The organism is Papillibacter cinnamivorans DSM 12816, from assembly GCF_900176335.1.
Classification (GTDB): domain Bacteria; phylum Bacillota; class Clostridia; order Oscillospirales; family Oscillospiraceae; genus Papillibacter; species Papillibacter cinnamivorans.
Genome location: NZ_FWXW01000010.1, coordinates 39,577 through 52,705, shown reverse-complemented (window position 1 = coordinate 52,705; position 13,129 = coordinate 39,577). Strand labels below are relative to the sequence as shown.

The following is a 13,129-nucleotide window of genomic DNA, read 5'->3' as shown; positions in this document are numbered from 1 at the left end:
CATACGATTATACGGACGGCTTTGCGCGCTCGGAAAACTTCTTCTCAAAGGCCTCGGAGATCTTGTTTTTCCCCTTGACGAAGGGACTGATGGTGGCATTTCGCATCGCTTTGAGCAGAGCGTTCGTGATCCGCTTAGAGTTTTCCAGCACGATATCTCCCAGCATAGCGCAGGCCTGCACGGTCGCCGTTTTCCCCAGGGTCTTCGGCTCGGCCTTTACCATGCTGCGGCAGTATTTCTGGGCGATCAGGCCCACTCTCAGGGTGAGGAGAGTATTCAGTCCGCCCTCCAATATGCAGTCGGCCACGAAGGAGCCGATATAGCTGACGCCGGGAACCATGTTTCCCACCGTCCCGCCCAGAAACGCGGACAAAACGGGTTCCAGCTGTTCGGCCATGATGTCGATGTCGTCAATCTGCCGGGCAAGAAGGGCCGTGGCAAACACATTGGAATAGAGCTTTATCAGCTCCCGGACGGCGGGGCGCTGACGATACAGCATGGATACCTGCCATATCAGCTTTATTATGGTGATAAACACGAAAACGCCGTCCAAAGATCCGTTTTGCGAAACGGCTGTGGTGATGAACACGGCGGAGCTGTATTTTTTGATGATGCTCTGGCTTTTCCGGTCCAATTGCCCCAGCGCCTCGTCGACGGATTCCAGATCGGATTTCGCGCCATCCCAGACATAATTCTGGCTTTTGAGATATTTGTTTTTCATAAGCCGCTTTTTCAGTTGGGACAAATAGAGGGAATATGCCGCTTGATCTGTTTCATCCGGTATGGCGAGAGGCTTGTCCAGCTTCAGCAAAATCAGAAGAGTACCCAGCACGGCCGTCAGGGCAAGAAGAAGAAAGAAGATGAATAAGGCCTTCCCGAAAACAGAGTGGACGGACATGGCCAAAGACACAAGCTGGGCTGCCTGATTGATCATGATAATTGCAAAGGAAATGAGGAGAATGGCCGCCACTGCGGTGAGCAGACTGATATAGGGCTTCTTGTCAAAAAGGCCGGCCGTGTCTTCGGCGGTATCTATTTTTTTTGACATAATACGTCACCTTCTTCCTGAATGATTGAAATTTTGACGAAATTTTTCCACATTCCAATCTAATCATACAGGATTCGCCCCGGGAAGGCAAACAACTGGTGCGTTTTTCAGCGGCAGTTTTGTAAAGCGAGTCTTGTAAAGGCCCGGCAGTATAAGATAAAATCAAAGGGAAGACGCGGCACCATTTTCCAAAGGCAGACAGCAAAGCGGCGGATCCGCCGGACCGAACACGGACCGAACGCGTATTTCCGTCTGTAGCGAGGACACACCGGTCTGCAAGAAGCTGTAACCAACGCCCAATATGGAAAGGAGAAAAGAGAATGAACTTCAGTTTGACCGAGGACCAGCTGGCCATTCGGGAGATGGCGAGGGAATTTGCGGAAAAAGAGGTAGCGGTGCGCGCCGCGGCGATCGACAAGGAAAGCGCATTCCCCCAGGATCTGTTCGACCTGATGGTCCGGATGGGGTTTACGGGCCTGTGCGTTCCCGAGAAATACGGCGGGAGCGGCGGGAATCAGCTGGATAAGGTGATCGTGGTGGAGGAGATCGCCAAAAAGTGCGCCGCCACCGCGGCCGTCCTTTCCATTCACATGCTCTTTGCCTTTCTCCTTCTCAAATTCGGAAGCGAGGAACAAAAGAAAAAATATCTGCCCGAGGTGACGTCCGGCGGCTGCCTTGCGGCCTTTGCCCTCACCGAGCCCGGAGCGGGTTCCGACGCCGGCTCCGCCAGAACCACCGCGATTTTGGATGAGGCGTCCGGCGAATATGTCATCAACGGGACGAAATGCTTTATCTCGGGGGGAGGAAGAGCAAAATACGTCGCCCTCATCGCCCTGACCCAGCCGGAGAAAGGGCTGAAGGGTTTCTCCTGTATTCTGGTGGAGCGGGGGACTCCGGGGTTTTCCGTCGGGAAAACGGAGGAAAAGATGGGCCTTCACGGCTCGGAAACGGTAGAGCTGATTTTCGAAAACTGCCGCGTTCCCAGGGAAAATCTTCTGGGAGAGGAAGGAAAGGGTTTCAAGTACGCCATGATCGGCCTGGACGCCGCACGCATCGGCATCGCCGCCCAGGCTCTGGGGATCGCGGAGGGCGCGCTGGAGGAAGCGGTCAAATACATGCACCAGCGGGTGCAGTTCGGGAAGCCCATCGCCGAGCTGCAGGGGCTGCAGTGGTATATCGCGGACATGGCAACCAAGATGGAAGCGGCAAAGTGGCTGACGTACTACGCGGCCTACCTGGAATCGGCGGGACTGCCCCACACGAAGGAGGCGGCCATGGCGAAGTTGAACGCTTCGGAAAACGCCCGCTTCGTGACCAATCTCGCCCTCCAGATCCACGGGGGCTACGGCTACATGAAGGACTATCCGCTGGAGAGAATGTACCGGGACGCCAAGATCACGGAGATTTACGAGGGAACCTCGGAAATCCACAAGGTGGTCATCTCGAGAGCCGTTCTCGGCTGAACCGGGGTTTCCGCGCATCCGACGGAGAAAGCATAAAGAAAAGGGGACGCTACAACATGAGCAGACGGAATTTATCGGAACTTCTCGCGGGCAAAAAGATGGAGCCGCGGTATCTGGAGTACAACTGGCGCGACGTCGCGCTGTACGCGCTGGCCGTGGGAGCCAAGCGGGAGGATCTCATTTATACGTACGAAAAATATATCAAGGCCATCCCCACTTACGGGGCCGTACCCTACTGGGGGACCGTGAACGTGCGGCCTTACCAGTGGATGCCCCTGCCCGCGTCCATGCTGGCGGACGAAATCATCCAGCCCACCGTTTCCTTCCTGAACATGGACCATGAGATCGTCATGCATCGTCCCATCGATCCCATCAAGGGCACCTTCCAGTGGCAGGACGCGATTACCGACGTCTATGACCGCGGAGAAGGGAAGGGGGCGGTGGTGAAAACCCGGGTGATCGTCCGGGACGAGGCGGGAAACAACGTCTGCACCAACTATTCCACCACCTTCTTTCACGAGGCGGGGGGCTTCGGCGGGCCGCCCATGCCCAAAAGCACGGTGGAGATCCCAGACCGCTCACCGGACTATGAAGCCGACGACTACATCAGTCCCGTACAAAACCTGCTGTACCGTCTCACTGGAGATACGAACCTGGTGCACGCGGACCCCGAATATGCCAGGCGGATGGGGTTTGAGACCTCCTTCATGCAGGGCCTGTGTTCCTTCGGCTTTTCCTGCCGCATGGCCATCGCGGCCCTCATCCCCGGCGAGCCCGAGCGCATGACGCGCATGGCGGCGCAGATGAGCTCGGTGCTCTTTCCGGATACTCCGGTGCGCCTGCAGCTGTGGAAAATGGGGGAGGGCACCGCGTATTTCCGGTTTATGAATCTCACAAACGGAAAGCCCGTCCTGAACCGCGGCGTGTTCGAATGGAAATAGGCCGGGAAACGCGCGGAACACAGGGGACAGTTCCATTGATTCATTTTGCTATAATCATAGAATAAAAAAATACGATTCTTCCGGTTCGGGATAAATGTGACCGGAAGAATCGTTTTTTATAGATAACAATGTAAAATAATGGGGAGTTCGTGTATTATATAAGATATAATGGAGGATAGGAAATAGTATTTTCGTTAATTTATAACAGCAGATAAAGTGGATAGAAATAGACAGTTGGTCTTCTGACGGATCAATACAAAACGGGAACAAGTCCCTGATGATTCGTCCAGGTTTTAAAGTCAAAACCAATGAAGAAGAGTATTCATTTTTCGTAATAGATTATAATGTGGACACCATAGACCCTGATAATGAGGGTGTTTATATGTTAGAAGTATCAAAAACATCATATAGTGGCGAATGGGGATCTTGGCAAGATAGAATGCGTGCAGGGATATTTATAGTGGAGTGAATCCATGACACGTTCCGTGAAACTCCTCCCTGTGACACCCGATTACTATGGGACAACTTATATAGATCAAAGTGGTGGAGAAACGAATATAAACCCTTCTGCCCTAATTATTGTACTAATGCCGGATTTCGTTCCAAGCCCCATTCCGGCTCCTGCACCAATTCCTGTTCCAGTATTTCCGTAATATAAGGAGAAGTACAGTTACGGAAAAGAATAGACTTAATGTTAAGGGGGACAAAAATGAAATATTACATGGGTGAATATTGGGCGATGATGAACTCTGGTGATCTAGAAAAAGTGGAAGAAGGAAAGAGTTTATGCCTTCCAAACAAAAATAAAAAGTACCGAAACAGACATAAAAAAGTCCATTTCGATACTTTTTCGATTGGTCCGAGTGACTGGATTCGAACCAGCGGCCTCTTGAACCCCATTCAAGCGCGATACCAAACTTCGCCACACCCGGTTATCAGCCTAAATAGAATACCACAGATTATACCGGGATGCAAGTGGGAAAACTCATAAATTAATCAAAAAGGGAAGGGCAGAGGGGAGACACAATAAAAAGGCGCCGGTAAAAATCCAGGGGATTTTCACCGGCGCCTTTGATGATCGGTTTGTCTGCCTGCGGAGGAGTCAGGAACCGTGCCTGTCGCGGATGATCTCATGGCGCTTCGGGCCGGTGGAGACCAGGATAATGGGGACTTTGATCTGGGATTCTATAAAGTCCACGTAATCCTTAGCTTCCTTGGGCAGCTCTTTGTAGCTGGTGACGCCGCGAATGTTGGTTTTCCAGCCGGGAAGAACGGTATAAACGGGCTTGGCGCGGTTTAAAAGGGGAGTGACGGGGAAGTCTTCGGTGACCTTTCCGTCGATCTCATATCCGGTGCAGACCTTAATCTCGTCCAGGTATCCCAGAACGTCGATGGCCGTGAGGACCACGCCGGTTGCGCCCTGGACACGGCAGCCGTACCGGGAGGCGACGGCGTCAAACCAGCCCACGCGGCGGGGCCGACCGGTGGTTGCTCCGTATTCTCCGGCGTCTCCGCCCCGGCTGCGCAGCTCCTGAGCTTCGTCGCCGAACAATTCGCTGACAAAATCACCGGCTCCAACGGCGCTGGAATAGGCCTTGGTGACCGCTATCACCTCGCTGATATCGCCGGGGGCGACGCCCGCGCCGATGCAGCCGAAGCCCGCCAGGGTGGAGGAGGAGGTGGTGAAAGGATAGATGCCGAAATCCGGGTCCTTCAAAGAGCCCAGCTGGCCCTCCAGAAGGACGCTTTTCCCTTCGGCAAGGGCGTTTTTCACAAAACCAAGGGCATCTCCCACGTAGGGGGCGATCTGATCCCGGGAAACCATCAGCTCGTCAAAGAGCTTGATGGGGTCGAGAAGAGGTTTGTGATACAAATGCTCCAGGAGGACGTTTTTAATACCGCAGACCGTTTTCAGCCGTTCCCGGAGGAGGGCTTCGTCAAACAGCTCGCAGACCTGGATGCCCACCTTGGCGTATTTATCCGAATAGAAGGGGGCGATACCGGATTTGGTGGAACCAAACTGGCGGTCACTCAGGCGCTCCTCTTCGTAGGTGTCCAGCTGGACGTGATAGGGCATCAGAATCTGGCAGCGCTCGGACACGATAAGGCGGGGAGCGGGGACTCCCGCGGCCTTCAGGGTGCTCAGTTCCTTAATGAGAGCGGAGATATTGAGGGCCACGCCGTTTCCGATGATATTGGTGATATGCGGGAAAAAAGCGCCCGAGGGCAGGAGATGAAGGGCAAACTTTCCATAGTCGTTGATGATGGTATGCCCCGCGTTGGCCCCGCCCTGAAAGCGGATGACCACGTCGGAGGTTTCGGCAAACATGTCGGTGATTTTCCCCTTGCCCTCATCGCCCCAGTTTGCTCCAACAATCGCTTTTACCATGTGTGATTCCTCCAAGAAAGCAAAGTCCCGGGCCCTCCGGCAGCTGCGGCAGGAAAGCCTGTCCGGGCGGCGGGAGCGGTCCGACGTCCGAAATGGATTTTCACCGGACGCAAACAACAGAACTATTATATCGTATTTTATCCTCCGGCGCAAGAAATCCGGCAATAAATTAAACCGGCCGAAGGCCGTCGGAGGTTTCAAGCTTCGGAGAGGCTTACAAAAACGGAAAAAAGGGGGAGAGCCTGCCCGAGTTTCAGAGGTCCGCCCGGGCATTTTCCCGGGGACAACGGGGGTGGAAGGGGCCCTCGCTCTCGTCAAAGGGCATGACAAAGGAGACGATGCCCTCCACATAGGGCGCTATGGTATACAGCTGATAGTAAACGGCCAGGCCTTCTGACACGAGATAATAGTTCTGGGAGTTAAAATGCTTGACAAGGAGCTTTTTATAGTCGTCAAAATACATGGATTCGCCGGAGGCGATCCCCGCCTCCGCCTGTTTCGCGGCGCCGGCAATCAACCGTTTGCGCCAGGGCGCGCCATGGGGAAAGAAGGCGGTAATCGGAAGAGGGTAGCCTGTATTCAGATCCCATGTGTCCGCGTAACGGACGGTGTTCCCGTGGGCGCCGTCGGTATACTCGTAACTGTCGGTATAGAGGCTCAGGACGCAATCCTGGTTCCAGGTGACGGTATAGGTAAAGACGGCGTCGAATTTCCGGAAGGGGAAGCTGTTTGCCAGAGCACCTTCGAACTCCTCCACAGCGAGCTTGAACAAGTAGGTTTCGCAGTAATGCAAAAACACTTTACATGCATGCTGATAATAACGGTTGATGCGTTTTGCCGCGGCGGGGCGCACAGGACGGACGATCCTGGGGACGCTTACGGAGACGGAGAGGACGGGAATCCCCTCATGGGTCATCTCGCGCTTGAGGGAAACCGTTTCCAGCTCCACCGAGGTCTGGTTTCTCAGCAAACCGATCAGCTCCTTTCGCGGCTATGGGCTATAACAGTGTATGCGCGCGAGAGGGGATTGTGAAGGGAAAAGGATTTTTTATTCCGCTATTTACTTCCATACTGTAGTGTGTTAAAATACGGGTATCGGGAGGTGCCGGACATGCCTAAAGATTTGAAAAAGCCAAGAAACGAGCAGCTGTACGAAGCGATTCTCAAGCTCGAGACCCTGGAGGAATGCCATCGTTTTTTCGACGACCTGTGCACCGTGGCGGAACTGCGGGCCATGGAGCAGCGGTTTGAGGTGGCCCTGTTGCTGGACGAGGGGATGATCTACAACGACATCCTCAAGAAAACGGGGGCCAGCAGCGCCACCATCAGCCGGGTGAACCGGTCGCTCAATTACGGCGCAAACGGTTACCGGGTGGTTTTTGACCGGATCCGGAAATGAACACATACCGAGGCCTTGCCCGGCACTACGACACTCTGACGGCGGACGTGGACTATCCCGGATGGGCGGACTTCCTGGAAAAGCTGTTCAAACGGAGCGCAATTCCGGTACACACCGTGCTGGACCTTGCGTGCGGAACGGGAAGCCTTACGGCGATCCTGGCCGAGCGGGGGTACGAGACCATCGGAGCGGACGCTTCTGCGGAGATGCTGGCGCAGGCTGCGGGGAAGACCCTGGGGATCACGGGCATCCGTCCGCTTTTTATCCGGCAGGGCATGACGGAGCTGGACCTTTACGGGACGGTGGACGCAGTTGTCTGCTGCCTGGACAGCGTCAATCATCTGAAAGGACCGGGGGAGCTTTCGAGTATGTTCTCCCGGGTAAAGCTGTTTTTGGCGCCCGGAGGGGTCTTTATTTTTGACGTCAATTCGGCGGAAAAACTCAAGGGGCTGGACGGAGAGCTGTTTTTGGACGAGCGGGAGGACCTCTTCTGCGCGTGGCGGGGAGAGTACTCTAAAAGCAGCAGAACCTGCCGCCTCTGGTATGATATTTTCGAGCGGGACGGGGAATGCTGGATCAGGAGCGACGATACCGTCGAGGAATACGCTTTCGAGGTTCCGGAGATTACAGGAGCCCTTGCTGCGGCGGGCTTCGAAGACGTCCGCACTTACGGGGACCGGAAGATGCGGCCGCCGAAGCCCGGGGAGGACAGAATTTTTTATTGTTCCAAAAGGGGAAACAACTTCAATGGCAGATAAAATCGTTAAAGCAATCGCCGGAGACGGATATGTAAAGGCAATTGCCATTACATCTACCGAGCTTACGGAGCGGGCGAGAAAAATCCACAATACGACCCCCCTTGCCACCGCGGCCCTGGGAAGGGCACTGGCGGCTGTGTCCATGCTGGGCAGCATGCTGAAGGAGGAGGCAGGATCCGTCACCCTGCGCATCAACGGAGGAGGACCCCTGGGGACCATTCTGACGGTATCCGATTCCGGAGGCAACGTCCGGGGCTACCTGCAGAATCCGGATGCGGAGCTTCCCCTGAAGCGAAACGGCAAGCTGGACGTGGGCGGGGGAGTGGGAACCGACGGGTCCGTCACGATTTCCCGGGATCTGGGGCTGAAAGAGCCTTACGTGGGAAGCGTACCCCTGGTCAGCGGGGAGATCGCCGAGGACGTGGCGGCGTATTTCGCGGAAAGCGAGCAGACGCCCACAGTGTGCGCCCTGGGTGTTCTGGTGGACGTGGATCACCATGTGCTGGCGGCGGGAGGATATCTCATCCAACTCCTGCCGGGCGCGGAGGAAGACCTCATCGACACAATTGAGCAGGCGGTTCGGGAAGCAGGACCGGTGACCTCCATCCTGACCAACGGGGGCAGCGCGGAGACGCTTCTGGAGCGGGCGCTGGCGGGACTCAATCCGGAAATCCTGGAGTCATTTCCGATGGAGTACCGATGCTACTGCACCAGGGACCGGGTGACCCGGGCGCTCATCAGCATGGGGAGACAGGAACTTTATGACCTGGCGGAAGAACAGGGGGGCGCGGAGCTCACCTGCCAGTTCTGCGACAGGGTGTACGACTATACCAAGGAGGAAATCCTGGGACTCGCCGATTCCGCAAGGCTGAAATCCCGAAGAAATGAGGCTCCGTAAAAAAGTTCAATTTTCATTTTTTTGATGTTGACAGACGCAAAGTCGTTTAGTATAATTAACTTCGCTGCTTGAGGGAGCGATGACGGGAGCATAGCTCAGCTGGGAGAGCGCATGCCTTACAAGCATGATGTCACAGGTTCGAGCCCTGTTGTTCCCACCATGTGGCCCAGTAGTTCAGTTGGTTAGAACGCTAGCCTGTCACGCTAGAGGTCGACGGTTCGAGCCCGTTCTGGGTCGCCAACATGCCTCTGTAGCTCAGTCGGTAGAGCAGAGGACTGAAAATCCTCGTGTCGTTGGTTCGATTCCGACCGGAGGCACCATTTTATGCGGGCGTAGCTCATCTGGTAGAGCGCCACCTTGCCAAGGTGGAGGTAGCGAGTTCGAGCCTCGTCGCCCGCTCCACTAAAGAAATAGGAGCGCATATTGCGCTCCTATTTCCACAGGAGCAAGCTCCGGCCGCGGCGCCATAGCCAAGTGGTAAGGCATAGGTCTGCAAAACCTTGATTCCCCAGTTCGAATCTGGGTGGCGCCTCCAAAAAGAAAGAACAGGCATTTGCCTGTTCTTTCTTTTTGGGTTCCGCCGCCCTGTGGGCGGCTCCACCCGAATTAATTGGATCGCGACGGCGGGAGTGAATCCCGCCTGCGGCAATTCTCCGCTACGCTGCGAATTGACGGCGCACTCGCGCCGCCCCGCCGGAGGCGGGGTTTAAGAACAGGCAAATGCCTGTTCTTTCTTTTTGGGTTTCGCCGCCCTGTGGGCGGCTCCACCCGGCTTGATTAAATCGCGACGGCGGACTACAATTGATATAAATTGAATTTTCAGGAGGTAATTCGATGAACAAGCAGCTGCTCTGCCTGCGATGCAGTGAAACAATGCGGTATGTGAAGAACGAAAAATTGCAGCTGGGTCAGGCAGGCTGGATTCTGGGGACTCTGCCCAATCTGCTGTCGGGGGCAATGGAGGTTGCGGTTTATGTGTGTCCGGTTTGCGGAAAAATTGAGTTATTCCAATCCCAAAGCGATAATTGCTCAGAAGGGATCGCACAGAAAAAATGCCCCGTATGTGGTAAAAGTCACGATCTGGATGATCCTGTCTGTCCTTTTTGCAGGCATAAATATTACGAATAACAGATGCCTTTTGCGGGGAAATACGGTATACTGAAGACAAGACACGCGGGACCGTAGGAATTTTGAAAAACGGGAACCCTTGATTCCAGATACGAGCGGGCACCAAAGAAAAAGGAGGGATCCGAAACATGAAAATCACGTATTACGGACAGTCTGCATTTCTTCTGGAGACGGGGCCTGAGTTCCGGGCTCTCATCGATCCGTTTTTAACGGGCAATCCGCTGTGTCCTGTCTCCGCAAAAAGCATCAGCGGCATTACCCATATCTTCGTGACCCACGGACACGGCGACCACCTGGGGGACACGGCGCCTATTGCCAAGCGGTGCGGCAGCCTGGTGGTCACCAATCATGAACTGGGCGACTTTCTGGCAAAGCAGGGGGTAAGGGTGCACACGATGCATATCGGCGGCAGGGTGCGTATGGATTTCGGCAGGGTTAAGATGACTCCCGCCCTCCACGGCTCCGGAATTTCCACGGCGGAGGGAATGAAAGAGGGAGGAAACCCGTGCGGCTTTCTCATCGAGACGGGAGGAAAGAAGATTTACCACGCGGGGGACACCGGCCTTACCATGGACATGAAGCTTCTGGAGGCGGAGAGTGTGGATCTTGCCATGCTTCCCATCGGGGGGAATTTTACCATGGACATCGACGACGCGGTGCGGGCCGTCTCTTTTATCCGGCCGAAGCTGGTGGTCCCCATGCACTATAATACGTTTGACGTGATCCGTGCGGACCCGGAGGAATTTAAAGCGAAAGTTCAGGACGCTCAGGTATTAGTTCTGAAGCCGGGCGAATCCATGGAGCTGTAATCGGCAATTTGCATGATAGATTATAAGAGCGTCTCAGATGTCAATGACATCTGAGACGCTTTTAATCATACGATTCCCACGGGCAATGGTTTTCCGGGAAGGTTCGTTTTCCATTAAATTTACATTAAATTCCCGGGAGGACGATTTACAGGAAGAAGGAGTGTGGTATTATGGGAAAGTGAATCCTGTATTTTCCAATCCCAAATGAGCGGAAAAGATTTTACGCGGAGGTGGAACATGGAACCGATAATCCGGGTGGAAGGACTCGTGAAAAAATATGGGGAGCTGACCGCGGTGGACGGCGTGAGCTTCCAGGTGCGGCAGGGAGATTTTTTTGCCTTTCTTGGGCCCAACGGAGCGGGAAAGTCCACGACAATCAGCATTTTATGCACGCTGCTTGTTAAAACGGCGGGCAGCGTCACGGTGGCGGGGTTCGACGTGGACAGCGGAGGAAGGGGGGTGCGCGAGGCCATCGGCATCGTATTTCAGGATAACGTTCTCGACCCGCTTCTGACCGTAAAAGAAAACCTTCTGACCCGGGGCGGCCTTTACGAAAAAGACCGGAAGGCCCTGAAGTTCCGGCTGGACGAGGTGACACGGACCATAGGACTCGGAGAATACCTGAGCCGGCCCTTCGGAAAGCTATCAGGCGGACAGAAGCGGCGGGCGGAAGTCGCGCGGGCCCTCATGAGCAGACCGAAGCTGCTCATCCTGGACGAACCCACCACCGGGCTGGATCCTCAGACCAGAAAGACCGTGTGGGAAGTGATCGCGAAACTGCAAAAAGAAGAAAAGCTCACGGTGTTCTTCACCACGCATTATATGGAGGAAGCGGCCGGGGCGGATATGGTGGCGGTGATCGACCGGGGGAAAATCGTGGCCTCCGGGACGCCCAACGAGCTCAAGGAACGCTACTCCAGCGACATCCTGCGCCTGGCGCCCAGGCACATGGGGGCCGCGGAGCGGTTCCTGTCCGGCCGCGGGTACGCTTTTGAAAAGACGGCGGATATGCTGACCGTCCGGCTTCCCACCACGCTGGAGGCCTATGGGCTTTTAAAGGAGATGGAGGGCGGATTCGACGCTTTCGAGGTGATTCGGGGGACCATGGACGACGTGTTTGTGAACATCACGGGGCGTTCCATCCGGGAGGGCGACTGATATGACGGCTGTTACGACGATGATAGAAAGAAACATCAAGGTCTTTTTCCGGAACAGGGCCAGCGTGTTCTTTTCCCTTTTATCCATGCTCATCATCATCATGCTCTACGCGCTCTTTCTCGGGGATCTGAACGTACAGTCCATACAGGCGACCACCGGAGATGTGGAGGGAATCCGCTGGTTGGTGGACACCTGGATCATGGCGGGGATCCTGGTGGTGAATTCGGTGACCGTGTCCATGGGCGTTTTCGGGATCATGGTGCAGGACAGGGAAGAAAAGCGGCTCCAGGCCTTTCTGGTTTCCCCGGTTTCCAGGGGCAGGATCGTTCTGGGGTATGTTCTGTCGGCATGGATCATCGGGGCAATCATGACGACCATCACTTTTCTCGCGGCAATTGCCTACATCGTGGCGGGCGGGGGAGAGGTTCCGGACGCCTTTACGGCGGCGCGGATCTTCGGACTCATTCTGCTGAACGTCTTTTCGGGAACGTGCTTCGTGTTTTTCCTCGTGAATTTCGCCCGCTCGTCCAACGCGCTGGGGGCTATGGCGACCATTCTGGGCACTATGATCGGTTTTGTCACGGGAATTTATATCCCCATCGGCGTACTGCCCGAGGGAGTGCAGACGTTTACCAAGCTGATTCCCGCGACCCACGGGACCACGCTCATGCGGCAGGTGTTTACGCAGGCAGCGGCGGACAAGGTGTTCGCAGGCGCTCCCCAGGCCGTGCGGGAGGCGTTTTTCAAGGAAATGGGCATCACCATGTACTGGGGAGGAAGCCCGGTGCCGGACTGGATCATGCTGTTGGTACTGGCAGGTTCGGGCCTTCTGTTTTTGGGCCTATCCGTGCTGGTGCTTCGGAAGAAGCGGGACTGATACATACTCCGGCGAGAGCCGGTGCATATACAGACAGTCGCTTTTTTCCCAAAAGCGGGAAAGATACGAGGCAATGAAAAAGCGCCGCCCGAACCGGTTTACCGGCTTGAGCGGCGCTTTGAACCGTCGAAAAACCCTGTTTTCCGACGGGAACGGGGGGAAGGACCGCGCCTTTGCGAAGGCGCGCAAAGTATGCCTTGCGGAAAGTGAATTCCCGCAAGGCATTGGTATTTCAGCTTTTTGAATTTTGGTCACGGAACG

14 protein-coding genes and 6 tRNA genes are annotated in these 13,129 nt (G+C 55.2%); 16 read left to right on the top strand and 4 right to left on the bottom strand.

What is annotated here, in order from left to right; genetic code table 11:
- Positions 1 to 7: 7 nt before the first annotated feature.
- Positions 8 to 1,048, bottom strand: a complete 1,041-nt coding sequence (locus B9A13_RS12450) for a DUF697 domain-containing protein (protein WP_084235484.1) — start codon at positions 1,046 to 1,048, stop codon at positions 8 to 10.
- Positions 1,049 to 1,368: 320 nt separating this feature from the next.
- On the opposite strand from B9A13_RS12450, the gene acrC reads away from it, so the two are divergent.
- The 3 genes from acrC (at position 1,369) to B9A13_RS12435 (ending at position 3,921) form a co-directional block, all read left to right on the top strand.
- Positions 1,369 to 2,511: an acryloyl-CoA reductase gene (gene acrC / locus B9A13_RS12445; RefSeq protein ID WP_084235483.1), complete on the top strand. Its 1,143-nt coding sequence runs from the start codon at positions 1,369 to 1,371 to the stop codon at positions 2,509 to 2,511.
- A gap of 56 nt (positions 2,512 to 2,567) precedes the next feature.
- Positions 2,568 to 3,452 carry a MaoC/PaaZ C-terminal domain-containing protein gene (locus tag B9A13_RS12440; RefSeq protein ID WP_084235482.1) on the top strand — a complete coding sequence of 295 codons (885 nt, stop codon included), beginning with the start codon at positions 2,568 to 2,570 and terminating at the stop codon, positions 3,450 to 3,452.
- A 211-nt stretch (positions 3,453 to 3,663) separates the two neighbouring features.
- Positions 3,664 to 3,921, top strand: a complete 258-nt coding sequence (locus B9A13_RS12435; RefSeq protein WP_084235481.1) for a DUF5104 domain-containing protein — start codon at positions 3,664 to 3,666, stop codon at positions 3,919 to 3,921.
- Positions 3,922 to 4,307: 386 nt separating this feature from the next.
- Here the strand turns inward: B9A13_RS12435 and B9A13_RS12430 are convergent.
- The 3 genes from B9A13_RS12430 to B9A13_RS12420 all read right to left on the bottom strand — a co-directional run bounded on the left by B9A13_RS12430 (position 4,308) and on the right by B9A13_RS12420 (position 6,811).
- Positions 4,308 to 4,384: transfer RNA gene (locus tag B9A13_RS12430), tRNA-Pro, on the bottom strand.
- A 170-nt stretch (positions 4,385 to 4,554) separates the two neighbouring features.
- Positions 4,555 to 5,841 (bottom strand): adenylosuccinate synthase, encoded by a 1,287-nt coding sequence (locus B9A13_RS12425; RefSeq protein WP_084235480.1) that lies wholly within the window; start codon positions 5,839 to 5,841, stop codon positions 4,555 to 4,557.
- Positions 5,842 to 6,094: 253 nt separating this feature from the next.
- Complete coding sequence (locus B9A13_RS12420; RefSeq protein ID WP_084235479.1) at positions 6,095 to 6,811, bottom strand: DUF3298 and DUF4163 domain-containing protein; 717 nt, start codon at positions 6,809 to 6,811, stop codon at positions 6,095 to 6,097.
- A gap of 141 nt (positions 6,812 to 6,952) precedes the next feature.
- Between B9A13_RS12420 and B9A13_RS12415 the strand changes: the two genes are divergently transcribed.
- The 13 genes from B9A13_RS12415 to B9A13_RS14165 all read left to right on the top strand — a co-directional run bounded on the left by B9A13_RS12415 (position 6,953) and on the right by B9A13_RS14165 (position 13,112).
- Complete coding sequence (locus B9A13_RS12415; protein ID WP_084235478.1) at positions 6,953 to 7,240, top strand: YerC/YecD family TrpR-related protein; 288 nt, start codon at positions 6,953 to 6,955, stop codon at positions 7,238 to 7,240.
- A complete protein-coding gene (locus B9A13_RS12410; protein ID WP_084235477.1) occupies positions 7,237 to 7,998 on the top strand; it encodes a class I SAM-dependent DNA methyltransferase in 762 nt (253 codons plus the stop codon). The genes B9A13_RS12415 and B9A13_RS12410 overlap by 4 nt, the downstream gene beginning before the upstream one ends.
- Positions 7,988 to 8,896 carry an Hsp33 family molecular chaperone HslO gene (gene hslO, locus B9A13_RS12405; RefSeq protein WP_084235476.1) on the top strand — a complete coding sequence of 303 codons (909 nt, stop codon included), beginning with the start codon at positions 7,988 to 7,990 and terminating at the stop codon, positions 8,894 to 8,896. Before B9A13_RS12410 ends, hslO begins: the two co-directional genes overlap by 11 nt.
- Positions 8,897 to 8,980: 84 nt before the next feature.
- Positions 8,981 to 9,056, top strand: a tRNA-Val gene (locus B9A13_RS12400).
- A gap of 3 nt (positions 9,057 to 9,059) precedes the next feature.
- Positions 9,060 to 9,136 (top strand) — tRNA-Asp (locus B9A13_RS12395).
- A gap of 4 nt (positions 9,137 to 9,140) precedes the next feature.
- Positions 9,141 to 9,216: transfer RNA gene (locus tag B9A13_RS12390), tRNA-Phe, on the top strand.
- 6 nt (positions 9,217 to 9,222) lie between these two features.
- Positions 9,223 to 9,298: transfer RNA gene (locus B9A13_RS12385), tRNA-Gly, on the top strand.
- Positions 9,299 to 9,356: 58 nt separating this feature from the next.
- Positions 9,357 to 9,431: transfer RNA gene (locus B9A13_RS12380), tRNA-Cys, on the top strand.
- A gap of 299 nt (positions 9,432 to 9,730) precedes the next feature.
- The gene (locus B9A13_RS13995) at positions 9,731 to 10,024 is read left to right on the top strand and encodes a hypothetical protein (RefSeq protein WP_143807021.1); all 294 of its coding nucleotides are present in this window, start codon (positions 9,731 to 9,733) and stop codon (positions 10,022 to 10,024) included.
- Between the two features lie 128 nt (positions 10,025 to 10,152).
- Positions 10,153 to 10,833, top strand: a complete 681-nt coding sequence (locus B9A13_RS12370) for a metal-dependent hydrolase (protein WP_084235474.1) — start codon at positions 10,153 to 10,155, stop codon at positions 10,831 to 10,833.
- Positions 10,834 to 11,070: 237 nt separating this feature from the next.
- Positions 11,071 to 11,991: an ABC transporter ATP-binding protein gene (locus tag B9A13_RS12365; protein WP_084235473.1), complete on the top strand. Its 921-nt coding sequence runs from the start codon at positions 11,071 to 11,073 to the stop codon at positions 11,989 to 11,991.
- Position 11,992: 1 nt separating this feature from the next.
- Positions 11,993 to 12,868 carry an ABC transporter permease gene (locus B9A13_RS12360; protein WP_084235472.1) on the top strand — a complete coding sequence of 292 codons (876 nt, stop codon included), beginning with the start codon at positions 11,993 to 11,995 and terminating at the stop codon, positions 12,866 to 12,868.
- A gap of 73 nt (positions 12,869 to 12,941) precedes the next feature.
- Positions 12,942 to 13,112, top strand: coding sequence for a hypothetical protein (locus tag B9A13_RS14165; protein ID WP_159448136.1), 171 nt, complete (start codon positions 12,942 to 12,944; stop codon positions 13,110 to 13,112).
- The last annotated feature ends 17 nt before the right edge of the window (positions 13,113 to 13,129 follow it).